The sequence below is a fragment of the Paenibacillus sp. Soil750 genome (assembly GCF_001428045.1).
GTDB lineage: Bacteria > Bacillota > Bacilli > Paenibacillales > NBRC-103111 > Paenibacillus_E > Paenibacillus_E allorhizoplanae.
Map to the genome: position 1 here is coordinate 43,947 of NZ_LMSD01000012.1, position 26,529 is coordinate 70,475.

At 46.2% G+C, this 26,529-nt stretch carries 23 protein-coding genes; 10 read left to right on the plus strand and 13 right to left on the minus strand.

Annotated elements, in window-relative coordinates; genetic code table 11:
• Positions 1-127: 127 nt before the first annotated feature.
• Positions 128-928, minus strand: a complete 801-nt coding sequence (locus tag ASL11_RS12430; RefSeq protein WP_056614195.1) for a carbon-nitrogen family hydrolase — start codon at positions 926-928, stop codon at positions 128-130.
• A 197-nt stretch (positions 929-1,125) separates the two neighbouring features.
• A complete protein-coding gene (locus ASL11_RS12435) occupies positions 1,126-1,656 on the minus strand; it encodes a DUF1572 family protein (protein ID WP_056614197.1) in 531 nt (176 codons plus the stop codon).
• A gap of 155 nt (positions 1,657-1,811) precedes the next feature.
• On the opposite strand from ASL11_RS12435, the gene ASL11_RS12440 reads away from it, so the two are divergent.
• The 8 genes from ASL11_RS12440 (at position 1,812) to mtnB (ending at position 11,015) form a co-directional block, all read left to right on the plus strand.
• The gene (locus tag ASL11_RS12440; RefSeq protein ID WP_056614200.1) at positions 1,812-3,017 is read left to right on the plus strand and encodes a pyridoxal phosphate-dependent aminotransferase; all 1,206 of its coding nucleotides are present in this window, start codon (positions 1,812-1,814) and stop codon (positions 3,015-3,017) included.
• A gap of 378 nt (positions 3,018-3,395) precedes the next feature.
• A complete protein-coding gene (gene proB, locus ASL11_RS12445) occupies positions 3,396-4,496 on the plus strand; it encodes a glutamate 5-kinase (RefSeq protein WP_056614203.1) in 1,101 nt (366 codons plus the stop codon).
• A 39-nt stretch (positions 4,497-4,535) separates the two neighbouring features.
• On the plus strand, positions 4,536-6,239 hold the full coding sequence (locus ASL11_RS12450) for a proline--tRNA ligase (RefSeq protein WP_056614205.1): 1,704 nt from the start codon (positions 4,536-4,538) through the stop codon (positions 6,237-6,239).
• Positions 6,240-6,250: 11 nt separating this feature from the next.
• On the plus strand, positions 6,251-7,498 hold the full coding sequence (locus ASL11_RS12455; RefSeq protein ID WP_056614207.1) for a glutamate-5-semialdehyde dehydrogenase: 1,248 nt from the start codon (positions 6,251-6,253) through the stop codon (positions 7,496-7,498).
• 22 nt (positions 7,499-7,520) lie between these two features.
• Positions 7,521-8,390: a pyrroline-5-carboxylate reductase gene (proC, locus tag ASL11_RS12460; protein ID WP_056614209.1), complete on the plus strand. Its 870-nt coding sequence runs from the start codon at positions 7,521-7,523 to the stop codon at positions 8,388-8,390.
• Between the two features lie 65 nt (positions 8,391-8,455).
• Positions 8,456-9,724: a 2,3-diketo-5-methylthiopentyl-1-phosphate enolase gene (locus tag ASL11_RS12465; protein ID WP_056614211.1), complete on the plus strand. Its 1,269-nt coding sequence runs from the start codon at positions 8,456-8,458 to the stop codon at positions 9,722-9,724.
• A complete protein-coding gene (locus ASL11_RS12470; RefSeq protein ID WP_056614213.1) occupies positions 9,721-10,383 on the plus strand; it encodes a 2-hydroxy-3-keto-5-methylthiopentenyl-1-phosphate phosphatase in 663 nt (220 codons plus the stop codon). The genes ASL11_RS12465 and ASL11_RS12470 overlap by 4 nt, the downstream gene beginning before the upstream one ends.
• Positions 10,380-11,015: a methylthioribulose 1-phosphate dehydratase gene (gene mtnB, locus ASL11_RS12475; protein ID WP_056614215.1), complete on the plus strand. Its 636-nt coding sequence runs from the start codon at positions 10,380-10,382 to the stop codon at positions 11,013-11,015. The genes ASL11_RS12470 and mtnB overlap by 4 nt, the downstream gene beginning before the upstream one ends.
• 1,019 nt (positions 11,016-12,034) lie before the next feature.
• Here the strand turns inward: mtnB and ASL11_RS12480 are convergent.
• The 8 genes from ASL11_RS12480 to ASL11_RS12515 form a co-directional block, all read right to left on the minus strand.
• On the minus strand, positions 12,035-12,721 hold the full coding sequence (locus tag ASL11_RS12480) for a DnaD domain-containing protein (protein WP_056614216.1): 687 nt from the start codon (positions 12,719-12,721) through the stop codon (positions 12,035-12,037).
• Positions 12,722-12,759: 38 nt separating this feature from the next.
• A complete protein-coding gene (gene asnS, locus ASL11_RS12485; protein WP_200962441.1) occupies positions 12,760-14,055 on the minus strand; it encodes an asparagine--tRNA ligase in 1,296 nt (431 codons plus the stop codon).
• Positions 14,056-14,120: 65 nt separating this feature from the next.
• The gene (locus ASL11_RS12490) at positions 14,121-15,329 is read right to left on the minus strand and encodes an acetate kinase (RefSeq protein WP_056614221.1); all 1,209 of its coding nucleotides are present in this window, start codon (positions 15,327-15,329) and stop codon (positions 14,121-14,123) included.
• Entirely contained in the window at positions 15,326-16,198 is an 873-nt protein-coding gene (locus tag ASL11_RS12495) for a 3-hydroxyacyl-CoA dehydrogenase family protein (RefSeq protein WP_056614224.1), read from the minus strand. The genes ASL11_RS12490 and ASL11_RS12495 overlap by 4 nt, the downstream gene beginning before the upstream one ends.
• Positions 16,199-16,307: 109 nt before the next feature.
• Positions 16,308-17,813, minus strand: a complete 1,506-nt coding sequence (locus ASL11_RS12500) for an AAA family ATPase (RefSeq protein ID WP_056614227.1) — start codon at positions 17,811-17,813, stop codon at positions 16,308-16,310.
• Positions 17,806-18,342 (minus strand): hypothetical protein, encoded by a 537-nt coding sequence (locus tag ASL11_RS12505; RefSeq protein WP_056614230.1) that lies wholly within the window; start codon positions 18,340-18,342, stop codon positions 17,806-17,808. Before ASL11_RS12505 ends, ASL11_RS12500 begins: the two co-directional genes overlap by 8 nt.
• 153 nt (positions 18,343-18,495) lie before the next feature.
• Positions 18,496-18,984 (minus strand): cell wall elongation regulator TseB-like domain-containing protein, encoded by a 489-nt coding sequence (locus tag ASL11_RS12510; RefSeq protein ID WP_056614234.1) that lies wholly within the window; start codon positions 18,982-18,984, stop codon positions 18,496-18,498.
• 43 nt (positions 18,985-19,027) lie between these two features.
• On the minus strand, positions 19,028-20,323 hold the full coding sequence (locus ASL11_RS12515; RefSeq protein WP_056614237.1) for an amidohydrolase: 1,296 nt from the start codon (positions 20,321-20,323) through the stop codon (positions 19,028-19,030).
• Positions 20,324-20,581: 258 nt separating this feature from the next.
• Between ASL11_RS12515 and ASL11_RS12520 the strand changes: the two genes are divergently transcribed.
• Both ASL11_RS12520 and ASL11_RS12525 read left to right on the plus strand, forming a co-directional pair.
• On the plus strand, positions 20,582-21,208 hold the full coding sequence (locus ASL11_RS12520; protein WP_056614240.1) for a DUF47 domain-containing protein: 627 nt from the start codon (positions 20,582-20,584) through the stop codon (positions 21,206-21,208).
• A 59-nt stretch (positions 21,209-21,267) separates the two neighbouring features.
• Positions 21,268-22,269: an inorganic phosphate transporter gene (locus ASL11_RS12525; RefSeq protein WP_056614243.1), complete on the plus strand. Its 1,002-nt coding sequence runs from the start codon at positions 21,268-21,270 to the stop codon at positions 22,267-22,269.
• 53 nt (positions 22,270-22,322) lie between these two features.
• Here the strand turns inward: ASL11_RS12525 and ASL11_RS12530 are convergent, their stop codons facing one another.
• The 3 genes from ASL11_RS12530 to ASL11_RS12540 form a co-directional block, all read right to left on the minus strand.
• On the minus strand, positions 22,323-22,943 hold the full coding sequence (locus ASL11_RS12530; protein WP_056614246.1) for a redox-sensing transcriptional repressor Rex: 621 nt from the start codon (positions 22,941-22,943) through the stop codon (positions 22,323-22,325).
• 4 nt (positions 22,944-22,947) lie between these two features.
• Entirely contained in the window at positions 22,948-25,806 is a 2,859-nt protein-coding gene (gene dinG / locus ASL11_RS12535; protein ID WP_056614250.1) for an ATP-dependent DNA helicase DinG, read from the minus strand.
• Positions 25,807-25,896: 90 nt separating this feature from the next.
• Entirely contained in the window at positions 25,897-26,493 is a 597-nt protein-coding gene (locus tag ASL11_RS12540) for a tetratricopeptide repeat protein (protein WP_056614253.1), read from the minus strand.
• Positions 26,494-26,529 lie beyond the last annotated feature (36 nt).

The window sequence follows — 26,529 nt, forward strand, 5'->3', positions numbered from 1 at the left end:
TTCTGGGCTTTCACCATCCCCAGCTCGCTGAACATGAAGTCCTTCAAGTACTATTCATCCTTCACAGCCATAATTGATCATTCAATTGGTCTTAGTTTACAGAATATCGCAGCAAAAATCAATCTCCCTAGTACAAATGGGGCCGACGATCTTCAAAAACAGGTATTTTACCTCGAACGCGGACAACTTCTTCTAAATCAATCGTCACCCGAAGAATTGCTTCGTTCTCATCACCTTCAACAAGCACCTCGCCCCAAGGATCGATGACCATCGAATGACCGAAGAAATTTGTCGTACCGCTCGTCCCAACACGATTGCAAGAAACTACGTACATTTGATTCTCAATTGCTCGCGCCATAAGCAGTGTACGCCAGTGGTGCAATCGTGGATGCGGCCATTCTGCAGGCACGAACAAAATACGAGCGCCATCTAACGCCAATTTGCGTGACAGCTCCGGAAAACGAATATCATAACAAATCATCGCCCCAGCAGGAACCCCTTCTAGATCAAACAAGCCTAGTTGCTCCCCACTGTGCAAAAACTTCTCCTCATCCATAAGTCGGAACAGATGGATTTTGGAATACTCTGCGATCTCGTTACCTTCGCGATTCCAAGCATAAATCGTATTAAGTACACGATCTTCTTTTTTATCCGCAATTGATCCACCGATAATGTTCACCTGATGCGTCCGAGCAAAAGAGCTCAAAAACGCCTTCGTCCGCTCCCCATTCACATCAGCAAGTTGATGAATTTCAGTTAGTGCATAACCAGTATTCCACATCTCAGGAAAAATGATGACGTCTGGCTTCTGTGCCGCGTCAACGGCTTCAAGAAGCTTTGTTTCGAGCACCGCATAATTCACATCGGGTTCACCGATCGCAATATCCATTTGAATTAGAGCAAGATTAAGTAGTTGTGACTGTGACATGTCGAGTTGACTCCCTCCGATTGAGAAAACCTCTATCGAGGCCATTCGAAGATGAGCGACCGCGTCTAGAGGTAGGTTTTATCGCCAATAAGCAAGACGTTTTCGGGAACCGAAAACTTTTACTTTCTTATGTGGTAAAAAAACATCTATGACTACATACTAGTCGAAAAGTACGCTCAACTCAACACGTATCACGCTTAAATCGTAGGTTTAAATTGTCTGGACTGCCCTCTAGCGATGCTGAGCGTCTGCCAATCTGTACTTGCCCAATGCTTACAAAGCAACACGATTTGCCCGACATGATAACCATAATGCGATACTTGACGTTGAATCGCTTGCAATACCGTATGACTTTCGCCTCGGATCTGAACGTGAGACAGCACATCTTCAGGAGTCAAGGTTTGCAGTGTCGTCATCACAACTTGCCAACCCGCCTCCCACTGCGCAAGCAGCTCTTCCCGAGAAAGGTGGTCACCTTCAAATTCACCATCACGATCACGCCACCCTTTTTCCCCATCAGAGGTTAAAAAATCCGTCCAACGGGACAACATATTCCCATGCATATGCTTCATAATCACTTCCAGTGAATTCGATTCTTCATCTATAGTCTGATAAAAGAATGACTCCGCTGTCTGTGCAAATGATTTGTCCGCCAACTTCTTCATACTCTGAAAAGCACGTATAGATTCCTGTAGAAATACTTCAGCAACTTGCGTGTTCGATGCCATCCGCGTTCATCCCCTTTTACATTTGTTACCATCATCTTAGAGCAATATGAAAAAGATGACCAATTCAAAATCTTCATCGACTATGAAAAAAAGATTAATCATGTTACATTTAGGGTATAGTTTAAAATCCCGACCTCCGGAGTGTGAATTAAACCGTGACAAACGTATCTTCAACAACCTCTCGATTTGCCATACAACCAGCTGAAAGAATGAAGGGTCTGCCTACACAATTCTTCGCAACGCTCGTTGGCAAAGCAAATGCACAAATTGCCGCTGGCCATGATGTCATAAATTTAGGCCAAGGGAATCCTGACCGTCCTACGCCTCCGCATATTGTGACTTCCATACAGGAAGCTTCTGCGAATCCGTTGTATCATAAATATCCGCCATTCAGCGGGTTTCCATTTCTGAAACAGGCGATTGCACAACGTTATAAAGAGGATCACAACGTGGATTTGGATCCCGATACCGAAGTTGCGATCTTGTTCGGCGGTAAAACAGGTCTCATCGAAATTGCCCAATGCTTATTGAATCCAGGCGATGTATGCCTTGTTCCTGATCCTGGCTACCCCGATTATTGGTCTGGTGTCGCACTAGCAGGTGCAGAGATGGCATTCATGCCGTTACGTGAGGAAAATAACTTCCTGCCTGACTATTCGCAGTTAAAGCAGTCTGATCTGGACCGTGCTAAGCTTATGTTCATTAATTATCCGAACAATCCGACGGGTGCGACAGCTCCTGCTTCTTTTTATGAGGAAACAGTTGCCTTCGCTGAGAAAAATGGTGTCGTTGTTGCCAGTGATTTCGCCTATGGAGCTATTGGATTTGATGGTCAGAAGCCGATCTCATTCCTGCAAACCCCTGGAGCCAAGGAAGTAGGCATTGAGTTCTATACCTTGTCCAAAACATACAATATGGCAGGCTGGCGTGTAGGCTTTGCCCTTGGCAACAAAGAAGTCATTCGCCTCATTAACTTGATGCAAGATCACTACTATTGCTCTTTGTTTGGTGGTATCCAAGCAGCAGCGGCTACAGCATTAACTGCCTCACAAGACTGTGTCACAGAGCTGCGTGATGTGTACGAAAGTCGTCGGAACGCGTTATACACGGCACTCGCCAGCATCGGCTGGAACGCTAAACCATCGCAAGGTTCCTTCTTCTCGTGGCTGCCTGTACCGAAAGGACATTCCTCCCAAAGCCTTGCCGATTTACTACTGGAGGAAGCAAAAGTTGTCGTAGCACCAGGCGTTGGTTTCGGAACGCACGGTGAGGGCTACGTCCGACTGGGCCTTCTTTCTTCGGAAGCGCGATTGGAAGAGGCTGTGCAGCGGATTGGGAAATTAAATCTTTTTAACTCCTAATTATCCAAAGAACCTTGAAAGCAAGCCATTTATACCTTTACAAAGTCTCGCGTACCATGCTATTCTAGATAGAATTAAAAATTCCAAACAGCAACGTTATGATGGGAATAGTACGAATCGTGCCGCACGTAACCAGGGAGTGAGCTCCATTGACTGAGAGAGCTTGCCGTGAACCGAATCCGAACCCGCCCCTGAACCGTCAACGATGAGTTGAACAGAGCCCTACTGTTATACAGGGAATCTAGAGTTGAGCGCTTTCTATTTGATATGCGCTAATCTAAGGTGGTACCGCGGAAGCAACAGACTTTCGTCCTTATGTTTTAAGGACGGGAGTCTTTTTTGTATCTACATAGTTGGAAATCGAAGGATGGGATGAATATGACTCAGCGAATCGTAGTCAAAATCGGCAGCTCCTCATTAACCTCAGATACGGGTGGCTTGAATCCGGATAAAATACGTTTTTTTGCGGCTGAACTCGCGCACTTGCAGCGCAGCGGCAGCCAAGTGCTGCTCGTGACCTCCGGCGCAGTAGCCGCAGGCTTCACCTCCCTTGGCTATCGCACACGGCCCAAGGTGCTGCATGAGAAGCAGGCCGCGGCAGCCGTCGGCCAAGCGCTCTTAATGCAGGCGTACCATGAAGCCTTTGCCTCCCACGGCGTAAGCGTGGCGCAAATTTTGCTGACCCGGTACGACTTCTCCAACCGCAAGCGCGTGCAGAACGCGATGATGACGATTGACGAGCTCCTGCAGCGCGGCGTGGTGCCAATTATTAACGAGAACGACACCGTCTCGGTGGATGAACTGAAATTCGGCGACAATGATACGTTGTCGGCATTGGTAGGCAATTTGGTCAAAGCGAACAAATTGATCATCATTACCGATATGGACGGCCTATACACGGACGATCCTCGTAAGAACGCGAACGCACAGCGAATCGATCGCGTAGACGCCATCAGCGATGAGCTGTTCAGCTTCGCTGGAGGCTCAGGGAGCGCGGTCGGCACCGGCGGCATGCGCTCCAAGGTCGAGGCCGCCCGCATCGCGATGCGCGGGGGCGTGCCGGTCTTCATCGGGCGCGTACTTGAGCCCGATGATCTGAACCTTGCCGTGGGTGGTACCGGCAAGGGAACGTACTTTGACACGGCGCTGAACAATCTGCCGGTCAAGAAGCAGTGGGTCGGCTTCCACTCGCTGCCCCAAGGGCAAATCATCGTTGATCAAGGGGCGAAAGCAGCCTTGATCAACGGTGGGAAGAGCCTGCTCCCCGCTGGTATCACGTCAGCGGTTGGTGACTTCCACCCCGGCGATGTCGTCGAGGTGATCTGTAGTGAAGGCGCGCTGCTGGGCCGCGGCGTCGTTAATTATGCAGCTTGGCAAGTTCAAGCCGCGGCAGGATTATCGACGGACGAAGTCCAGAAACGCGTCGAAGTTTCACGCATCGAAGTCATCCACCGCGATGAATGGGTGCCTTTGACCTAAGTTTAGATTCACCTATAGAAAGCGAGGATCTCCCTACACATGAGACAACAACGATTACTTAATCCAACTTTACGAGATGTACCGGGAGATGCCGAGGCAGCCAGTCACCGACTTATGCTGCGAGCAGGACTCATTCGTCAGTTATCCAGCGGTATTTATTCCTATTTACCCTTGGGTCTTAAGGCCCTTCAACATATTCAAACGATCGTGCGTGAAGAAATGGACCGCGCTGGTGCACAAGAAATGCTCATGCCTGCCCTCCATCCTGCCGAATTATGGAAAGCCTCTGGTCGCTGGGATGTCTACGGTCCTGAATTAATGCGACTTGAAGACCGAAATGGCCGTGAATTTGCATTAGGTGCTACACATGAAGAAGTGATTACAACACTTGTCAAAGATGAGATTCATTCTTATAAAAAGTTACCCGTCACGTTATATCAGATCCAAACAAAATATCGCGATGAGCGCAGACCACGATTCGGCCTGTTACGTGGCCGTGAGTTTCTCATGAAAGATGCGTACTCTTTTGATCGCTCAGCAAGCGGTCTGGATGCCAGCTATCAAGCGATGTTTGAAGCTTATGTCAATATTTTCACACGTTGCGGCCTGCAGTTCCGTGCTGTTGAAGCCGATTCCGGCGCGATTGGCGGTACGGATACGCATGAATTCATGGCCTTAGCGGATGTCGGTGAGGATACAATTGTACATTGTCCTTCCTGTCAGTATGCGGCTAATTTGGAGAAAGCCACTGGCGTAATTACCAACGAAGGTGCTTCATCTACTGACGTGCCATATGCACAACCAACAAAAATACACACACCGGGCATAACGAGCATCAAACAATTAAGCCAATTCCTTACCATTGCACCGCAACAAATTATCAAATCCGTTGCCGTCCAAGCGGACGGAGCGCCTGTGATCATGCTCATCCGTGGAGATCTCGAAATCAATGAGATCAAGCTAAAGCAAGTTCTCGGTGTAGTTGAAATCACGATGCTAACCGAAGCTGAAATCAAAGCGCTTGGTTCGATAGCCGGGTTTATTGGGCCGGTTGGTCTCTCAAGCGTCAAATTACTTGCAGACACATCGATTCGAGGCTTAAACAACGCGGTTGTTGGCGCCAATGAAGCGGACTATCATCTTCAGCACGTAGATGTTCAACGTGATCTTGGTGCATTAACCTATGTTGACGTTCGCAATGTGGGCCAAGGAGAAAGCTGTATTCATTGCGGTCATGAACTCGCTTTTGCCAAAGGAATTGAAGTTGGTCACGTCTTTAAGCTCGGCACCAAATATAGTGAATCCTTAGGCGCTTCGTTTAGCGATGAAAATGGCGTCTCTGAGCCAATGATCATGGGCTGTTATGGTATCGGCGTCTCTCGTGTTCTAGCTGCTGTAATCGAACAGCACCAGGATGAGCGAGGCATCATTTGGCCAAATGCCATTGCTCCTTATTCCATTCATCTGTTAACTGTTCAAGTGAAGGATGAAGCCCAAATGGCATTATCCGAAGAGATCTATCACGCCTTAACTAGCGCAGGCTATTCGGTCCTGTGGGATGATCGTGAGGAACGCCCTGGCGTGAAATTCAACGATGCTGATTTACTCGGCTTCCCTTTACGGTTAACAGTTGGAAAGAAAACGAACGAGCGAATTATCGAATGCAAAGAACGACGTCAAGGCGATGTCTATGAACTGAACGTGGAACAATTGTTAACGCATTGCCAATCCTTATTTAACTAGGAGGTCTTCCCATGAGTGAAGTTATTAACAAATCTAAGCTTGCTAAGCAAGCTGCCCAAGCGATGGGCAATCTCACAACGGAGCAAAAGAATGCAGCCTTATTGCTGATGGCAGACGCCTTAATTACGGAGCAACAAGCGATCATTGAAGCCAATAGCAAGGATTTGCAGCGTGGCAAAGAGCAAGGCACTAGCGCTTCTCTGCTAGACCGATTGGCGTTAAACGAAACACGCATTGCGGCGATGGCCGAAGGCCTTCGTCAAATCGCAGAGCTGCCTGATCCGATTGGGGATACGCTTGAATCCTTTGATCGCCCTAATGGTCTGCGCATTCACAAAATCCGTGTACCACTCGGCGTTATCGGCATTATTTATGAAGCTAGACCGAATGTCACGGTTGATGCGGCAGGTCTTTGTCTCAAAACAGGCAACGCGGTTGTGCTCCGTGGCGGATCTTCAGCCCTATTTTCAAATGAGAAAATTGTGGAGGTACTGCATACAGCCTTAGAGCGTTCTGACTTGCCAGCAGATGCCCTGCAATTAATCTTAAGCGCAGATCGCAGCTCCGTCGATGAAATGTTGAAGCTGAATGGTCTCATTGACGTGCTAATTCCACGTGGTGGACACTCACTTATTCAAAATGTTGTCAATAACGCGTCCGTCCCAGTCATTGAAACAGGTGCAGGGGTGTGTCATACTTTTATAGATCAAAGTGCACAGCTCGATATGGCGATTCGAATCGGGATTAATGCGAAGGCGCAACGTCCTTCTGTTTGTAATAGTATGGAGACTTTGCTTGTACACGAAGCCATTGCAGAGAAGCATTTAGCTGCGATTGCCGATGCCTTCCAAGGCGTTCATGTTGAGTTGCGGGGTGACGAGCGTTCAAGAGCTTTGGTACCAAGTATGCTGGTTGCGGAACAGTCCGATTGGGGCACAGAGTACGGGGATTATATTTTATCCATCAAAGTTGTTAAGGATCTAGATGAGGCGCTAGCTCACATTCGTAACTATGGTACGATGCACTCCGAGTGTATTGTGACAGAAGATGCTGCTAATGCTGAGAAATTCCTGCAAGAAGTGGATGCTGCTGCGGTTTATCATAACGCTTCTACCCGTTTCACCGATGGGTTTGAGTTCGGATTCGGAGCTGAGATCGGCATTTCCACGCAGAAGCTTCATGCACGTGGTCCTATGGGGCTGCCTGCGCTAACTTCAACCAAATACCGCGTCTACGGAAGCGGACAAATACGCGAATAAATCTTAGGAGGAGGAACAACGAATGTCAATCATGTTATCGCAAGTTAAAATTGCTTTTGTGGGCGCAGGCTCCATGGCTGAAGCCATCGTCCGCGGACTTATCCAGACGAAAGTCGCGAATCCGCAAAACGTATATATGATGAATCGCTCCAATCAGGATCGCTTGTCATTTTTATGCTCGGAATATGGCGTTCAAGCCACTTCAGATCAAGCGACGAAACATACAATTATACAAGAAGCCGACGTTGTTGTTCTCTGTATGAAGCCTAAAGATGTGGAAACTTCTTTTGCAGAGCTTCAACCGCTTTTGAGCGAGCGTCAGCTGTTAATTTCCGTAATTGCAGGCCTTTCTATCGAAAAAGCGGAAAGACTTCTACAATCCAACTTGCCCATCGTTCGTACGATGCCAAATACTTCCTCCACTATCGGATTAGGCGCAACAGGAATGAGCTTCTCGTCTAAGGTTAATGATACATTCAAGCAGCTTGCCATCCAAATGTTTGAAGCGGTTGGGACTGTTACGATTGTAGAAGAAGATAAGCTTGAAATCCTTACTGGCATTTCCGGAAGTGGTCCTGCCTATGTGTACTACCTCATGGAAGCGATGATTAAAGCGGGGATCGAAGGCGGTCTAACTGAAGAAGATGCGAATCAATTAACGCTTCAAACGGTGCTCGGCGCAGCGCACATGGTTCAAAATACGAAGGAACACCCTGCGGAACTACGCCGTAAAGTGACGTCTCCTAACGGAGCAACGCATGCTGCTATTCAAGCTTTGGATCGCTATCAGTTCGATGAGGCTATCCATCAAGCTGTGTTGCATTGTGCCGCTCGCACGAAGGAAATGGGCGAACAAATTGCCGCTACCAGCACTGTTGGAAAAACAGTTTAATCCGTTTCTGTGAAACAAGTGGAACCTAAGTGAAGTGATTCTAGTAAAGCAGGTGAAAGTTCGTCATGAGTTCATATTGTTTAGCAACGTATCGGAGTTTCGATGAGAAAGCCGATTTTCATAAAAAAGCAACAAGCATCGCTGTTGGTCTTACCGTTGGTAGCTGGACGGAACTGCCTGAGGCTCAGAAAGCTTCTATGGAGAAGCATTTGGGTAAAGTCGTTTCCGTTGAAGTCCATGAGCCTGGGGCTGGTGAACCTATTTCCGGACGCTATGCGGATATTACCATCGCCTATCCCGATGTGAACTATAGCCGAGATATTCCCGCGCTGTTAGTGACTGTTTTCGGTAAGCTGTCTATGGATGGCAAAATCAAGCTGATCGACCTTGCCTTCTCTTCTGATTTCCTTGCAGGATTCCCTGGACCGAAATTTGGCATGCAAGGCGTTCGTAATCTTCTAGGCGTGCATGATCGCCCACTGCTAATGAGCATCTTCAAATCCGTTGTCGGGTATGAATTGCCAGCACTGCGTGAGCAGTTTTACTTACAAGCGGCTGGTGGCGTCGATCTTATCAAGGATGACGAGATTTTATTTGAAAATCCGTTAACACCGATGGAGAAACGCATTGCGATTTGTCTTGAAGCAGCTGAACAAGCCACGAAGGAAACGGGTCAAAAGCTGCTCTATGCAGTTAATTTGACTGGATCAACCTCCAAACTTGCTTCACAAGCCAAGAAAGCCATCGCAGCTGGCGCTAATGCTTTGCTTTTCAATGTGTTGGCATACGGCTTCGATGTTCTGCATGAGTTAAGCTCAGATCCGGACATTAACATTCCGATCATGGCACATCCTGCCTTGGCTGGAGCTACCTATCCGTCACCGCACTACGGCATCTCGCCTTCTGTCTTACTAGGCAAATTAATGCGTCTTGCTGGTGCTGATTTGGTGTTATTCCCTTCCCCCTATGGCTCCGTTGTAATGCCGAAGGAAGAGAATTTAGCCATTAAGCACGTGCTGCTAACGCAGGATTTACGTAAAGATTACACATATCAGGCGCCGTCTGATCTAGAATTAAAATTAGCACCAAGCTTCCCTGTTCCTTCTGCGGGTATCCATCCTGGTCTAGTTCCACTCATTTTGCGTGATTTCGGACAGGATGTTATTGTGAACGCCGGAGGCGGTATCCACGGTCACCCGATGGGCACTATCGCTGGAGGACAAGCTTTCCGCCAAGCAATTGACGCGACTTTACATGGCAAAACATTACGCGATTACGCCCTAACACATCCAGAGCTACAATCAGCTATAGACACATGGGGGATTAGAGAATGAGCAAGGAACGCATTATCTTTTGTGACTTTGACGGTACGATCACCGTTAACGATAACATCGTAGCGATTATGAAGCACTTCAATCCTGAAGGTTGGGAAGGCATCGTCGAGCAGATTGTGACGCAGCAAATATCGATTCGTGAAGGTGTGGGGGCCATGTTTGCCCTCCTGCCTACCTCACGTAAATCGGAGATTGTGGACTATGCGATCAACAATGCGACTATCCGTGATGGTTTTGAAGAATTTGTCTCCTACTGCAAGGAGCAAGGAATTACCCTTTTGATCACTAGCGGAGGGATTGATTTCTTTATTTATCCACTGCTTCGTACGTTTGCGATTCCTGAAGATCATATTTATTGCAATGCCAGCTCTTTCGAAGGGGAAACCATCGAGATCCTGTGGCCGAACCCGTGTGATGCACATTGTCAAACCGACTGCGGGATGTGCAAAACAAGTATCATTCGTTCCTACAATCCTGAGCGGTATGAGCGGATTATTATCGGAGACAGCATCACCGATTTTGAAGGTGCTAAGTTAGTGGATACGATTTTTGCCAGATCTCACCTCATCGAGCGTTGCGATCAACTTGGCTATGCGTACCACCCCTTCGAAACGTTCTTCGATATCATTAAGCAATTGGAGGCTGAACCCGTCAAATGAGTATTTTACTAGAAGAAAAACAGCGTGCTTTCGCTGAATTACGAGACATCAAAGCCAATCTAGCGGCGCGTGGATGGTTTCCTGCGACAAGCGGCAACTTATCTGTTCGTGTTGGCGGCTTTGAACCAAGTGCTTTCACGTTCGCTATCACGTCTAGCGGTAGAGATAAATCCGTCCAAACTCCTGAGGATTTCCTTCTCGTCAATGAGAAAGGTTTGCCGACGGAAGCTACAAGCCTTAAGCCATCAGCTGAAACCTTGATCCATAGTGAGATTTACCGCTTAACAGGTGCTGGCGCCATTTTCCACGTGCATACAATCTTTAACAACTTAGCTTCCGAGCTGTATGGAGAACGTGGGAGCATTCCAGTTGATGGCGTTGAGTTGATCAAAGCATTCAACATTTGGGATGAGGAAGCGCAGATCGAGATCCCGATTCTGCCAAATTATGCGGAAATTCCGCGTATTGCTGAGCTTGTTGAAGGTGCGATCGTACCGCGTATTCCAGGGATTGTGCTCCGTAAACACGGGATCTACGCTTGGGGAGCGAATGCCTTTGAAGCAAAGCGTCACCTCGAAGCGTTCGAATTCTTATTCGAATATGTGTACCGCTTGCATTTGCTAAAGAAGTAATCTAATCCACGTGTATCCGCGAACTCTCTAGCCTATAGTTACGGAACGTGGTGCCGCTATTTCACTTAAATTTACCTTTTACTTAAAGTTGTGGAACGTCAGTCCGCTATTTCGTAATTTCAGCGCATTTACTGCGTTTGCTGCGAAATATAGGACCTCGTTCTGCAACTTTTTTTATTGGCTATTTTCATACAACTAGCAGCCTCTCGTTCCGTATCTTTATGGTGAGAATCAGGGTTTGGGGGTCGGAGGCAATATTGTCAGGCTAGGTAATCGGGTGGTATTTCGGCAGATGAGCTCTCGCTGGCGTAGGCGGGAAGCTGGGGACTTGGGGTAGCGGGTGATTAAAGGCCTGGAGACAACGTGGGTTAGCGGCAGGGTAGTCGTAGCTATGCGGTTTGTGAACATGATCATGTATGCACTGGCTGAGTGCTGGTAGGCAAGACACTTCGGGGGGGCTGTGAGGCAGCGCGTAGTTTTGGATGATCGTACTATTTCACACACTCACTTACTTTCACTTTCACTTTCACTTTCACTTTCACTCTCATTCTCATTCTGACTCTCACCTCTCACCTCTCCACTCCCCTTCCTCAAAAATGCAAAAATACAACCTTTTCTACTAATTTAGGATCGAAATTAGGAAATGCGTGCGAATAGGCAACCTTTTTAAGGTTTCTCAGGAAAATCTCCTGATATCACTCCCATTTGATGCCTATTTGCATCAATATCCAATAAAAGAGGGAGGAAACCATTCGAAAAATGCTCTTTTGCATTTTTGACAGGCTAGAGGACTTGCAACATTACTCCACATTCCTCCAATTTCTTCTCTTTATCGTTATACTCTTCAATTACTCGCATAACACTCATAACGCTACATTAAGTTCCTAATTACACAATTCTCATACTGGGGGGAGAATCACGGGGTCTGGGGCCGGGGGTTGGCACAATACACAGAGAAGTAGCAAAAAAAACGCCCACCTCCCTATCCTTTCGGAGAGAAAAATGGGCGTTTTCCCTTATTATCGCGACTGCCTAAACCGCTGCGAATACTCTTTAGCCTGATCCACTGTCGAGACGCGATTGCGACTCCAATCCAGCAAAATCCGATCAATATACCGGAAATGGACTTTCCCGGCAAACACAGCTTCTTTCAAAGCGGTCATGATCAGCTCTTCTTTGTACATATCTTTGTCCAGCCAATTGCTGATCGTTTCCAGTTCCATTGGCGTTAGCGGTCTAGCGAATTCATTTTCGATGGTTGTATAAATGTTCTTCACTCGATCATCGCTAGGCCCTTGCGTAATTGCCGCCAACTCCGCTAACTCTTTCAGCTGCTGCTCCGCCACGCGTTTCGCTAATTTCTTATAGAGCGGCGTCAGGTTATACTGCTCGCTTCGAAACCCTGTTGTTTCGTGCGTATCCTCATCGATCGCGATAAACTGCTCACGAATCAGCTTCTGCACACTGGCAATAACGACATCTGGTGAAGCTGACATTCGCTCCTGGATTTCATCCAGTGTCGGGAATGTGTTCCTATCCTTTTCAACAAAAGAAATGAAATGAATCAGTGTCATGACGTCAACTTCACTCAAAAGTAGTGCACGATAATGCTTGAGCAATAGACTCGGGACCGCGACACTCCCCTCCAGAAAGCTATTCATCAGGATCGCTTCGACCTTCATCTGTGTATTCGATTGCGTACTCATACGTCTTTCCCCTTTCTCCCCATGGACAATGCCACTACTTAAGGGTATAGACGGTATAACAAACGTGGGAATGGAATGGTTTCACGCACATGATCCAAACCGCAAATCCAAGCAACTGTGCGCTCTAAGCCTAAACCGAAACCGGAATGCGGTACAGTTCCATATTTGCGAAGATCCAAATACCATTGATACGCCTCTTGAGAAAGCTCATGCTCCTTGAAGCGCTGCTCCATTAATTCAGGGTCATCAATCCGTTGACTTCCCCCAATAATTTCACCATAGCCCTCTGGCGCGATCATATCGGCACACAGTACGACTTCTGGACGACTTGGATCTGGTTTCATATAGAAAGCCTTAATCTCCGTTGGCCAGTGAGTGATAAATACCGGTGTTTCGTACTGAGCTGCAATCGCTGTCTCATGAGGAGCTCCGAAATCTTCTCCCCAAGCGAATTCATGCCCATTTTTTTGCAGATAGTCAACAGCCTCATCGTATGTGATTCGTGGGAAGCTGCCTTTAATTTTCTCTAGCTTGGATGTATCTCGCTCCAACGTTTCAAGCTCCGCTTGGCAGTTCTGCAGCACCGTTTGTACGATATGCGATACGAATTGCTCTTGTACCTCCAGGTTTTCTACATGGTCCACGAACGCCATCTCTGGCTCAATCATCCAGAACTCGATGAGATGTCTACGTGTTTTGGATTTCTCCGCACGGAAGGTAGGACCGAAGGAATATACGCGGCCTAGTGCCATCGCAGCTGCTTCCATATATAATTGTCCGCTTTGCGTCAAGAAGGCATCTTCATCGAAATATTTCGTGTGGAATAAGTTCGTCGTGCCTTCGCAAGAGGATGGTGTCAAAATTGGCGGATCCACCAAATGAAACCCTCTGTCATTGAAGAACGCTTGAACCGCTTTGATAATTTCTGCGCGAATCACAAGAACCGCACGCTGACGCGGGCTCCGAATCCACAGGTGACGATTGTCCATTAAGAAATCCACACCGTGTTCCTTCGGTGTAATCGGATACTCTTCGGTGACTTGAATGATTTCTACGCCAGTCACGTCGAGCTCGAAACCGCCTTTGGAGCGTGTGTCTTCTTTTACTTTTCCCGTTATGTATAAGGAGCTCTCTTGAGTTAGCTTAGAAGCTGCTTCCCACACTTCTTCACTCACTTCACTTTTAACAACAACACCTTGTATATATCCCGAACCGTCACGAAGCTGCAAAAACTGAATTTTACCACTTGAGCGTTTCTTGTTAAGCCAACAGCCAATGGTAACTGACTCGCCGACATGATGTTTCACTTCACCTATTGTACTTTTCATTTGGATATCCTTCCTCCCTAGAACTGAAGATCACTACTATTGTACACTATTTCCCGATTTCCACGAAAGAATCAGTCGGACTGTGATTGCACGAGACTGTAAGTATCCTGTGCGATGACCCATTCTTCATTTGTTGGAATAACAAGTGCTTCAACCTTTGAACCACGCTTAGTTATTCGCTTTTCTATACCTCTACCAAGCAGGTTCGCTTCCTCATCAAAATCAACCCCAAGGAAGCTCAAGCCCTCGCATACCGCTTTACGCAGCGGTGCGGAATTCTCGCCTACGCCTGCGGTAAACACAATCGCATCGACGCCATTCATCGCCGCGGCGTAAGCCCCGATGTATTTGCGCAGCCGATACGCATACATCTCAAAAGCCAAGGTAGCGTTCTTATCGCCCGCTTCCACAGCTTCCACGATCTCACGCATGTCGCTGGAGATCCCTGAGATCGCCTGCAGGCCGCTATGCTTATTCAGCATGGAGCTCACCTCGCCGATCGTCAAATCCTCCTTGCCCATCACATAGGGCACGATGGCCGGATCCAGATCGCCGCTGCGCGTGCCCATCATCAGACCTTCGAGCGGAGTCATTCCCATGCTCGTGTCAACCGACTGGCCGCCCCATACAGCGGCGCAGGAAGCGCCATTACCAATGTGACAGGTAATGAGCTTCAACTGCTCTAGCGGGCGTCCTAGGAAGGCAGCGGCACGCTCGCTCACGTACTTATGCGACGTACCGTGGAAACCATAGCGGCGCACCTTATGTTTCCGGTAGAGCGCCATCGGCACCGGATACAGGTAGGCCTTCGCCGGCATCGTCTGATGGAAGGCGGTGTCGAAGACGACTGCCTGCGGCACGCCAGGCATGTTCGCATCCACCGCCGAGATGCCCAGCATATGCGCCGGATTGTGCAACGGCGCCAAATCGAAGAGACGCCGAATCTCCTTCTTCACCTCGTCCGTGACGAGGACGGAGCTCTTGAAGGATTCGCCTCCGTGGACGACACGGTGGCCAACAGCATCGATCTGTGAGATGGCGGTCAATACGCCATGCTCCGGATGGACAAGCACATCCAGCACTCTGCGGATGGCCGTTGTATGCTCTAGAATTTCATCCACCTTGTGAAATTCGGGTTTGCCCGCTGGTTCGTGCATCAGGATAGCGGTATCCATCCCAATGCGTTCTACTCTACCCTTTGCCAGTACAATTGCATTTTCCATATCATACAGTTGATATTTCACGGATGAACTGCCAGCATTGATGACCAGAATATTCATAGTCGGTCACCATCCTTGTCGTAACGGAAGAAACCTTCTCCCGTCTTAGCACCAAGATGACCGGCACGTACCATTTGTTTCAGCAAATAGGAAGGACGGTATTTGATATCGCCGTATTCACGGAACATCCCCTCTAGCGCAGCCAATACAGCATCTAGCCCGAACCGGTCACACATCTCCAGTGGACCATGTTTGAAATCATAGCCGATACGCATCGCTTGATCGATATCTTCCGCGGAAGCGACACCTTCGGATAAGGTGTGCAATGCCTCATTAATGAGCGTACAGATCAATCTCGTCGTAATATATCCTGGTGATTCATTCACTTTAATACTCTTCTTGGTGAGTACGTCATCCACAAACTGACGTGTAAGATTATAAGTCTCGTCCGACGTTTTCATCGCCCGTACGATTTCAACAAGATTCACTTTGGCTACCGGATGTAGAAAATGCAAACCAATGACACGCTCAGGATGCGTTGTAATTGCTGCAATCTCCGTCACACTTAACGTAGAAGTATTCGTTGCTAGTATGATTTGAGGCGAGCATATTTGATTGAGTAGGAAAAAGACATGCTTTTTCGCATTCAAATCTTCTGAAATCGTTTCAATCACGAGCTCGCAGGAAGCCATGTCCTGAATCGAGTTGGCTCGTTTGATTTTCGAAAGGATGGACTTCTTCTCTGCTTCTGTCAAAGCCCAACGTTCAATTTGCTTATCTAAACTGACCGTAATTAGCTCAAAAGCGCGGTCTAGCTTTTCTATTGATTTCTCGGCAAGTATGACATCAAGACCACGTGCGGCCAGCATTTCGGAAATGCCCTGCCCCATCGTCCCTCCGCCAATGACACCAATTGTTCTGAACATCATAGCTTGTTTCTCCTTCATCCTTACTTCTTCCGTCACTTTATAATTATATGTATCATGCACACGTGTAGTAAAGCGAATAACCGCTGGCCTAATTGGCCAACGGTCATTATTATGCACTTTGTGACACAGAAGCGTCAAATAATGTACGAAAAGTATCACCAGAAAGTACTTCTTCCTTCATCAGAATTGCGAACGAGTGCTCAAACACACTGCGTTGCTCATCTAACATTTTCTTCGTACGCAGCATTAACGCATCCAGGATGGCAGCATTTTCTTTCATTAGCTGTTCCTTCGTCACCATCTCACGATCAATAATACCCAAGCTGGTAAGTCCGGCATCCATCATGTTACGAACCATGGAAAGCGACTGTTCGAAATCGTTGCGAGACCCGGTACTGCGACCTCCGTAAATCATTTCTTCCGCTGCCGATCCACCAAGGGCAATCATGATCTGATCTTCGATATAATCTTTCGTATACAAATAATGATCCTGCGGCGGGTTATGACGAACATACCCCAAGGCTTTCCCACGCGGACTCACTGTTACTTGGGAAACGGACCCTGGACGAACAAGCTCTGCAATAATAGCATGGCCTAATTCATGATAAGCCACACGTTCTTTCTCACCATTCGCTGTTTCTTTATCTGTTCGCTCCCCCATCATAACCTTATCAATTGCCGAAGCCAAATGAGGCTGCTCAATCGCTGGCTTATCTTCACGCATCGCATAAATAGCTGCCTCATTCAGCACGCCCTCAAGCTGTGCACCTGAAAAGCCAAAGGTTTGATCAGCCGTTTGCTCCAAAGTAACACCTTCAGCTAACGGTTTATTTTTGGCATGGATATGCAGAATGGCTAAACGACCTTTTTTATCTGGCAGATCAACCTCGATATGTCGGTCAAATCGGCCAGGACGCAGCAAAGCACTATCGAGCATTTCCTTCCGATTCGTTGCGGCAATAATGAGAATTCTCGGTGCATCATTCGTATGAATCCCATCCATCTCCGTCAACAACTGATTCAATGTCTGATCATACTCGCGTTGTTGGCCACCGTCCCGTTTTCCACCAATAACATCAATTTCATCAATAAAAATAATGGCATTATCCTTGCCTTCTTTGACAGCACGAGCTCTTGCTTCCTTAAATAAATCACGTACTCGACTTGCACCGACACCTACATACATCTCAACAAACTCACTGCCTGAAGCAGCCATATAAACAGAATTCGTATAATGCGCAGCGGCTTTGGCCATTAAAGTTTTCCCTGTACCAGGGGGCCCTGTCAATAGTAATCCTTTCAGCGGACGAATGCCTAGCTTCTTAATTTCCTCATGCTTAATCAAGAAATCAAGTGCTTCCATCAATTCTTTCTTCGCCCGATCTTGTCCGCCAATTTCATCAAAAGTGAGAAACGAAGGGGTCCGGTTCTTGCTTTTCCGATCTCCTCCGCCTGCTGCGGCTCCGATACCGCCGCGGGTTTTCATCATATACAATAACGATCCACCCAGCGCACTCACGAATAAGATAGGTATCACATTCACACCTAGGAAAGTTAAGAACACTAGAAAAACAGGAATAAATCCAATCCCAATTTCTTTATATATTTTACTCATTCGGCCACACTCCGATCTGGGAGATTCTTGGCAGCATGATAAATTTAGTCGTATCACCATCTGTTAGTCGAATGTAAACATTATACTCATCCATTTCGCTGTCTACGTTCATCGTAGGCACACCATTTGCATATTTCTCTAAGGTTGTTGGAATATCCGCATAATGCTTCGTTTCCATCGCTTGAGCTACCTCAAATAACGCTTTAGACCACCATTGATCCAGCTTGTCTGAGGGTTGATTCTTAATCGTTATATTTACAGTACGTTTCCCGATAATCGATGCGCCTTCGTCTTTAATTAACTCAACAACTTGTCGTAAATTAGCGTCAGGCTTCAAAGTCAACTCAACATCCACTTGATTCGAAGAAAGCTTCATCGTGGAATTCGTTACACCTGGTGCCGTATTAATGATATGTGATAATGGATTTTCCATCGCAAAACTTGTATAGGCGAACCAGCCTCCAAAAAGTACACCAGCCGAAATAATCACGCTCAAAATAACAGGTAAAACGCGCAGTTTCATCTTCATAGGTTGGCGTCCACCTTTCTGTAATGATGTATTTGTATGCCTCTAAAGCAATACGATAAGTATATCATCACTTATATACGATATGCCTTATGTAAACAGTGGAAACTTATGAAGTCAGCACTCTAGTTTTAATACAAAAAAAACTCAACCTTCTTATTGAAGGCTGAGCCGATAGGTATCCAGATAAGTACCATCTTTGAAGGTATAGTAATCATAGAAATACCGCGTACCTCTATCATCCTTCGTCTTATAAAATACTTCCCATACATAGTCATTTCCTAGTTTGCCTGGTATTGCTCGCTCAATTTCACTAGTCGGCACCTTTTTCGATACCGCAGCGCGGGCTTGCTCTTCTGTGAAGGCTTCCTCCGCCATTTCCGTATGAACATCTTCAGCAGATACCCATGCAATTAAACGCTGTCCTAGCTTGTTCTCCCCATATACAATCTGAAACGGCTCATCACCGTAGAAAAAATCCACCTTTGATGCCTTTGTCATCATACTTCCCACATAGGCTTTTTCAACAGCTACACGTTTCTCATCCCAGTGTTCGTTCTGCACATTCAGGTAGAATCGGCTAAGCACGACACCCAGCGTTGCTATAATAAAAACGCCAAGTGTGATCGTTCGCTTCGCATTCATAACCGCCGCGCACCTCCCCAAAACCACTTACTTTGCCTTAGCATTAGCCTTTTAGTCGATCAAAACATAATTCAAATTCACGTTTAATTTTCTCTTCATCTAAAGTTAAACACTCACCTTTACGGACGATCCAGTTGCCATCAACGCAAACATCTACGACATCTTTCGCACAAGCGGAGTACACAATGTGGGAAACAAAGTCTGTTTTGGGAAGGAAATGAGGCTGATCAATATCCAGAGCGATGAAATCTGCTTTCATTCCAGGCTCAAGCAAACCAACATCCTCCAACCAAATGGATTCTGCTCCCATCCGAGTCCCAAGCAATAAGGCTTCTTTCGCAGGGATCGCTAATGGGTCACCAGTTACTCCTTTATGAATAAGAGCTGCCAAACGCATTTCCTCAAACATATCCAAATTGTTATTGGATGCCGCTCCGTCTGTACCTAAAGAAACTTTAACGCCAGCACGCAATAATTCTGGTAAACGGGCAACACCACTTGCGAGTTTAAGATTACTGCCCGGATTGTGGGAAACACGCACATCATATTGTTTAAGAATAGCTATTTCTTCATCATTCAAATGAACACCATGCGCAACAAGCGTTGGGCGAGTGAACACGCCTAGCTTTTCCAAGTGCGCCACAGGTCTCGCGCCATACTGTTCGACATTGCCATCGACTTCACGGCTAGTTTCCGACATATGCGTGTGAATCGGGAGATTAAGATCATGTGCTGCCTGTACAATACGCTCGATATAATCTGGCGGACATGTGTAAGGTGCATGCGGCGACATCATCGTAGTAATTCGACCATCCGCCTTACCATGCCAGCTCTTTGCAAATTCAGTTGCTTCAATTAGCTTAGCTGTTTGCACATCCGGCGGACATAATCCGATCACACCGCGGGTCAAAACGCCGCGCATCCCTGATTCCTCTACTGCCAAAGCAACTTCATTCATATGGTCGTACATATCGACAAATGTCGTTGTGCCGCCTTTGATCATTTCAAGGATCGACAACCGCGTTCCCCATTTGACGTCCTGCGAAGTGAATTTCCCTTCCATCGGCCACATTTTTTCTTCTAACCATACTTGCAGTGCAAGGTCGTCACCATAACCGCGGAGCAATGACATCGCAGCATGTCCATGTGTATTCACAAGTCCTGGCATGTACAGCTTATTCGTACCGTCAATCACTTCATCATAATTCTCTAATGGTTCTGGCACTTCTGTCCCGATGTATGTAATCTGACTGCCTTCAATAACCATGCAGCCCTTGATGGATGTTTTGTCTTCCTTATTAGAAATAAAAATACCATTTGAAATTAATGTTTTTTTCATAGTAAAAAACCCTCTCTATGCTCATTCTATAAACAGCTACTGCTCCATAAACTTTACATCTTCAAGCTTGTAAAATCAAGGAAGCCGTGTACGATTCTTAAGTTGTTGAGAAATTGTAAATTGTCACGGAATTTTCGTTGCTTTAGCCCTAACGAGTATGATACTTTAAACATTGTGAGTTTTTTCTACAATTTGGTCATTTTCAAATCACAAATTCGTTCAAAAACTTGTACATATAGTAAAAATTAGGAGGATTCTATGACAACGTTATTCACCAGAAAGAACGAAGTCGATTTCTTGCAACTTCTTATCCGTGCTGCAGAGAACGCTTTGCAAACAGCTCAATTGTTTCGTACAGCTATGATGGGTGATAAACCCCCAATTGAGTATGTCAAAGCGATTCATGATCTTGAGCATGCAGGAGACTCCATCACACATGACATTTTCAGAGGTTTGAACAAAGTATTTATCACTCCCATTGATCGGGAAGATATTATGGTGCTAGCTTCCAAAGTCGATGATGTTACCGATGGTATTGAGGCTACGATTGCTCGTTTCGACTATTTGAGTGTTTCTCATACAGATTCCTACATGAAAGATTTCTCTGGAGTTATCGTAGACTCCTGTCAACATATGCTAGATGCTTTCAAGCTTTTAGCTAAGAAAAAATATATGCAAATTCCGGAGCACACGGTGGCTATAAATAAATTAGAAAATGATGGAGATCGTTTGATGCGCGAAGGAATTCGTCAAATTTTCATCACACGCAAAGACCCATACGAAGATTTCAAACTCAAAGAAATTTACGAGCGTTTGGAAGAAACAACCGATGCTTGCGAAGATGTCGCTAACATTCTAGACAGCGTAGTACTTCGTTACTCTTAAGACAAGATGTCTGTGTGTACGAAGAAAGTTTTCCAATTGGAAAGCGCTAGGAGGAATTCATGTTAACTTATTTGATCATAATCGTTGCACTAGCCCTGCTATTTGACTTCATCAACGGATTCCACGATACAGCTAATGCGATTGCTACTTCCATTTCTACGCGAGCATTAAGCCCGCGTGTAGCGATTTTCATGGCTGCTTCACTTAATTTTGTTGGGGCTATGGTTTCATCGGAAGTAGCCAAAACAGTCGGCGGAAGTATTGCCAATCCTGCGAAGATCGAAAATGGCGTTGAAGTCGTGATTGCAGCCTTGCTTGCAGCAATCATCTGGAACTTACTTACCTGGTACTTGTCTATTCCATCTTCGTCCTCCCACACGTTACTCGGTGCCTTAGCTGGTGCTGTAATTGCAGGAGCAGGCTTCAATGGCGTTAACTGGAGTGGTTTCACACAAATTATTATCATTCTTATTTTATCGCCGATTATCGCTTTCGTTTTAGGTTATCTCATTATGGTATTGATCAAAAATATCGTACTTTGGTCAGGTAATACATCCAGATCCAAACTAAATCGTGGTTTTCGTACGTTACAAATCATCTCTGCCGGGTTACTTTCGTATTCCCATGGTGGAAACGATGCGCAGAAGGCAATGGGGATTATCGTGTTTGGTCTTGTTGCAGCCGGCGTTCAAGATGATTTGAATGTACCGATCTGGGTAAAAATTGCTGCAGCCCTCGCGATGGGCCTTGGTACTTCCATTGGTGGATGGCGGATCATTAAAACAGTCTCAGGTAAAATTGTTAAAATTGAGCCGATCAACGGCTTTGCCTCGGACTTAACGTCATCGATTGTCATTCAAATCTCAACCTTTATTGGTAAACCATTATCAACGACACATGTTATTTCCTCTGCGATTATCGGGACAGGCAGTGTCATGCGATTCCATGAAGTACAATGGGGTACGGTTGGTCGAATGTTAGTCACTTGGGTTATTACCATTCCGATCTCAATGGTTCTTGCTTACACCCTGTACTTTGCGATATTCCGTTTAATCATGTAATAACTAACAAAGGCACGACCCGCTGAAGCTGCGCGGGTCGTGCCTTTTTCATACTAATCGAGATAATAAGCTAAGCTTTGAAGCTCTGTCGTGAAATCCGCATAATGCACGCGCACATCTGGCGGCACCTTGATGATGACTGGAGCAAAGTTCAAGATCGCTTCAATGCCACAAGCAACGAACTCATTTGCAACATTCTGTGCTTCAGCCGCGGGGACGGTAATAATACCGATCCGAACACCAAGCTCAGACATAACTGATTTCATTTTATCCATGGGGAGCACAACCAAATTATTGATCACTTCGCCTGTCTTAGAAGGCATGGCATCGAATAAAGCTACAATTTTCATATCATTACGTAAGTACGTATTATAATTGCAAAGTGCTCTGCCTAAATTTCCTGCGCCAACGAGGGCAACTTGAATATGTCGATCTAATTTCAGAATCTGACGAATCTTCTCTATCAAGTAATTGATATCATAACCAATACCTTTTTTGCCAAACTCGCCAAAATAAGCTAAGTCTTTCCGAATCTGAGCAGGATTCAGATCTAACTTCTGACCTAAATCCTGAGAAGACACCGTGGAAACATTGTTCATTTGCAACTCGTTTAAATAGCGTAAATAGATAGGTAATCTGCGGACAACAGCTTCTGAAATTTTTTGTGTTTTCACGTTCTTAAGCTCCTCCCATCCATTGCTCAATCCTCGGCAGCATTTGTTCGCAGGTCATGTGCTCGATCTTCGGACCAGGCAACGAATAGAGGAAGTGCTTGCCATAATACGTTTCAATAACACGTGTATCATAGATAATGACGATCCCTTTGTCTGACGCCCTCCGAACTAATCGACCGAAGCCTTGTTTAAATCGAATAACAGCTTGAGGAACAGAAAATTTCATAAATGGATTCTCATTGCGCTTCTTGATATTCTCACATTTGGCTTCTACAAGCGGGTGATTCGGCGGTTGGAATGGGAGTCGAATGATCGCCAGACAACTTAACGCATCTCCTGGAATATCTACACCTTCCCAGAACGAACTAGTGCCCAGTAACACGCACATTTTATTATCTTGGAACATTCGGGTCAACTTACTGCGATTGCCGCTGTCAACACCCTGGCCAAGCACAGTGATGCCATGTGGGTTCAGCTTTTCCTTCATTCCTGCATGAACAAGCTTCAACATCCGGTTCGAGGTGCATAGAACTAGCATTCGCCCCTTCGTCACCTGTGCAACATCACTTAGAGAGTTGATCAGTGCTTCGATGAAAACGGGATCTCCCGCTCCCTTGATCGTTGGGAAATTACGTGGAATGACGACCAAAGCCTGCTCACGATAGTTAAAAGGAGACGGTAATTGCACTGTTTTCAGCTTACCTGACTCTTCGTCTTCTGGAATGGCTAAGCCTAGCTGCTCCGCCGAGTACTGGAACGATTTATTCACCGAAAGTGTTGCGGAAGTTAGAATAATACTGTCTTTCGTTTCAAAGAAATGCTGCTGCAGCAACCCGCTTACATCCGTTGGAACAGAATTCAACTGAACCGATTTGGCTTTGGCATACGTGCCGGCTTCAATCCAATACACGTACCCTTCATCTGCCATTTTCATAAAGAAATGAAGCGCATCACGATGCGCATACAGCTCTTTCACGGTTCCATTCAGATCGGTCACTAACCCTTGAACACCAAGTCCATCTTGCTGCTCCTTTAGCTCACTCAACAATTTATCCAAAGTTCGCAAAAGTTCATTCGCATTCAGATAAATGTTATCCTCCATAATTAACAACTCGCGCCAATTCGGAGGCTGGGTCTCCGGCTTCAAACGCAGCACATATTGCGAAGTTTCCGATTGTGAAGGATCACTTTTGGAGGAAACCAACTCGTACAGGGCTTCACTTAAACGTTCCCAGTCCTCTTTGATCGAAATGATTTTCGGGAACAATCCATCAATCGTGTTACTCCAAGCGGCTGCGCGCTCCCCTGCCTCTTCCGATTTCTGTAATCGGAAACGAAGCATTGGAAGCTGTCCGCTTCGATTATCCTTATACAGCCACAATAAGGAGTGGTAGAACGCAGAGGCATGCAGCTCGATCCCGAGGTGCTTACTTGCCACTTCTTCAAAGTGATGCGCCTCATCAATCACAAGGTGCTTGTAGGACGGTAGAAGGCGGTTCTCAGCCTTCATATCCGTAAAGAGGAGGGAATGGTTCGTGATGATCACATCAGCCGTGTTGGCGTCATTACGAGCTCTGTGGTAGAAGCACTTCTTATACCAAGGGCACATGCGGTTTAAACAGGAGTCCGTATCACTCGCAACCGAGTACCAGAATTGAGCACCTTTATTGCCAAAGTGTAATTCTTCCTCATCCCCATGTTCGGTTTCACTTAGCCAAACGACCATTTGTGCGGCCGTTATCGGGTCTTCTCTGCCATTTTCGTAGTCCCGTGTTGTGAGCTTCGTCTCAAACTTACGAAGGCACAGATAGTGACTTCTTCCTTTGAGGACAGCTGCTTTGAAAGGAACAGGAAAAATTTCTTTTAATAAAGGGATATCCCGCTCACGCAGCTGCTCCTGCAAATTAATCGTATGTGTCGAGACGACCACTTTCTTCTCATACTTCAAACCGTAATAGATCGAAGGAATCAAGTATCCCAGTGATTTGCCTGTCCCTGTTCCCGCTTCAATCATCAAATGCTGATCGGCCTCGAGAGACTTCTCCACTTCCAGAATCATTTGATCCTGAGATTCACGATCCTCGTACACCTCGAATCGTTGTTGGAGTGCGGATTTCAGGCCTTGCTGAAACGCTGTAAAAGAAGTTCCTAACGCTGCCGTTACTTCGTATTCAGAGCGCGGCTCTTCGTCTTCTCCCCAATCCGTCACATTCAATGTAAATTGACGAAAGTAACGATTCGTATCCATATCGACACTTGTTACTGACTCTTTATATAAACAAATTTCGTCCAAAAACCAACCCAAATCGGTGTTACCGTTTTCGAAAATTTGGTTCAACCGTTGTACCGTTAAGAGAGGCAGCCCCAGTAAGCGATCCAAGCAGTGGATCCAAATCAATGCAGTAACTTCCGCATCACTGTCTGCTTGGTGTGGCCTTTCATGATCAATCCCAAACAACGCCGCCACCATACTAAGCTGTAGACTAGAGATGGACGGGAATAAAATACGCAGCATATCCATGGTGTCTAGGACACGACCCGAGAAAGGAGGATAACCAGTTCTCGTTAGTCCTCGCTGCAGGAATGATAAGTCGAACGCTGCTTGATGCGCTACTAGCACACAATCAAACAAGAGTGGAAACATGTCTGACATAACCTGATCGAGTGATGGTGCATCCGCAACCATCTCATTGGTAATCCCTGTTAAAGTTGTAATCGAAGAAGGTATACTAATCCCTGGGTTCACCAGAGAAGTATACCTGTCTGTAATTTCAAATTGATCTATGATGACGAGTCCAACCTGTATAATTTCGTCCCCAGGCTGACTTCCTGTCGTTTCAAAATCCAAAACTGCAAATTTCATAACGTCTATCTTCAATCCCTTCGTCCTACACTTCTCCTAGCATACCAAATCTGATTAGGAAAAGGGAATACCTTGTTTTACCGTTTCGGTTTAGGACTCATCGAGATTGATTAGCGGCTCCATACAAGAGGGATCGGTATGATAGGCTTTTTGAAAATATTCGAAAGCCTTCTCAAGGTTCTGGTTTTGTACTTGAATACAACCCATGGCATTATAAGAAATAGCTTTCATCTTTGAATTTTCCGTCAATGGCAAGAGGAATTTGAAGTGTTGATATGCATCACCAAACTCCCCTTTTCGCAAATGTCCCATCGCTAAATACACTCGCGCTAATAAGAAATCAGGCTGCCGCTGAATCAGCACCTCGAATTCTTTGATCGCTTGATCATACATGTACAACTTATAATACCCTTGTCCGCGCATGAATTCTTCGGTTTGTTTGCCGGACATGTCGAGCTCCATAAGTTCATCATGTAAGGTTTGAGTATTGCTGATCGGCACCGCCCCATAAAACTTTCCCAGCTTCTCCTCAAAAAGCAGCCACGCCTCGATGAATTCATCACTCATCGTTTTTAACACTTGCAATTGTTCGTCAAGTTCGGCCTTTTTCTCCACATCGCTGTTCGGATATTCCTTCTGGATTTCTTCCAAAACCTCATTCATTGTGGAAAATAAATGCTTAAACATTTGGCATCCCCACCTTTGCTTCGAAAGCTTACCCTC

What these genes read in the sequence shown, in the direction of transcription:
- ASL11_RS12505 (WP_056614230.1), bottom strand. Translation starts at nt 18,342, where the DNA reads ATGAAGATGAAACTGCGCGTTTTACCTGTTATTTTGAGCGTGATTATT.
- ASL11_RS12520 (WP_056614240.1), top strand. Translation starts at nt 20,582, where the DNA reads ATGACAACGTTATTCACCAGAAAGAACGAAGTCGATTTCTTGCAACTT.
- ASL11_RS12515 (WP_056614237.1), bottom strand. Translation starts at nt 20,323, where the DNA reads ATGAAAAAAACATTAATTTCAAATGGTATTTTTATTTCTAATAAGGAA.
- ASL11_RS12430 (WP_056614195.1), bottom strand. Translation starts at nt 928, where the DNA reads ATGTCACAGTCACAACTACTTAATCTTGCTCTAATTCAAATGGATATT.
- ASL11_RS12525 (WP_056614243.1), top strand. Translation starts at nt 21,268, where the DNA reads ATGTTAACTTATTTGATCATAATCGTTGCACTAGCCCTGCTATTTGAC.
- ASL11_RS12465 (WP_056614211.1), top strand. Translation starts at nt 8,456, where the DNA reads ATGAGTTCATATTGTTTAGCAACGTATCGGAGTTTCGATGAGAAAGCC.
- ASL11_RS12480 (WP_056614216.1), bottom strand. Translation starts at nt 12,721, where the DNA reads ATGAGTACGCAATCGAATACACAGATGAAGGTCGAAGCGATCCTGATG.
- ASL11_RS12500 (WP_056614227.1), bottom strand. Translation starts at nt 17,813, where the DNA reads ATGAGTAAAATATATAAAGAAATTGGGATTGGATTTATTCCTGTTTTT.
- ASL11_RS12435 (WP_056614197.1), bottom strand. Translation starts at nt 1,656, where the DNA reads ATGGCATCGAACACGCAAGTTGCTGAAGTATTTCTACAGGAATCTATA.
- proC (WP_056614209.1), top strand. Translation starts at nt 7,521, where the DNA reads ATGTCAATCATGTTATCGCAAGTTAAAATTGCTTTTGTGGGCGCAGGC.
- mtnB (WP_056614215.1), top strand. Translation starts at nt 10,380, where the DNA reads ATGAGTATTTTACTAGAAGAAAAACAGCGTGCTTTCGCTGAATTACGA.
- ASL11_RS12455 (WP_056614207.1), top strand. Translation starts at nt 6,251, where the DNA reads ATGAGTGAAGTTATTAACAAATCTAAGCTTGCTAAGCAAGCTGCCCAA.
- ASL11_RS12450 (WP_056614205.1), top strand. Translation starts at nt 4,536, where the DNA reads ATGAGACAACAACGATTACTTAATCCAACTTTACGAGATGTACCGGGA.
- proB (WP_056614203.1), top strand. Translation starts at nt 3,396, where the DNA reads ATGACTCAGCGAATCGTAGTCAAAATCGGCAGCTCCTCATTAACCTCA.
- ASL11_RS12470 (WP_056614213.1), top strand. Translation starts at nt 9,721, where the DNA reads ATGAGCAAGGAACGCATTATCTTTTGTGACTTTGACGGTACGATCACC.
- ASL11_RS12540 (WP_056614253.1), bottom strand. Translation starts at nt 26,493, where the DNA reads ATGTTTAAGCATTTATTTTCCACAATGAATGAGGTTTTGGAAGAAATC.
- ASL11_RS12495 (WP_056614224.1), bottom strand. Translation starts at nt 16,198, where the DNA reads ATGATGTTCAGAACAATTGGTGTCATTGGCGGAGGGACGATGGGGCAG.
- dinG (WP_056614250.1), bottom strand. Translation starts at nt 25,806, where the DNA reads ATGAAATTTGCAGTTTTGGATTTTGAAACGACAGGAAGTCAGCCTGGG.
- ASL11_RS12490 (WP_056614221.1), bottom strand. Translation starts at nt 15,329, where the DNA reads ATGAATATTCTGGTCATCAATGCTGGCAGTTCATCCGTGAAATATCAA.
- ASL11_RS12510 (WP_056614234.1), bottom strand. Translation starts at nt 18,984, where the DNA reads ATGAATGCGAAGCGAACGATCACACTTGGCGTTTTTATTATAGCAACG.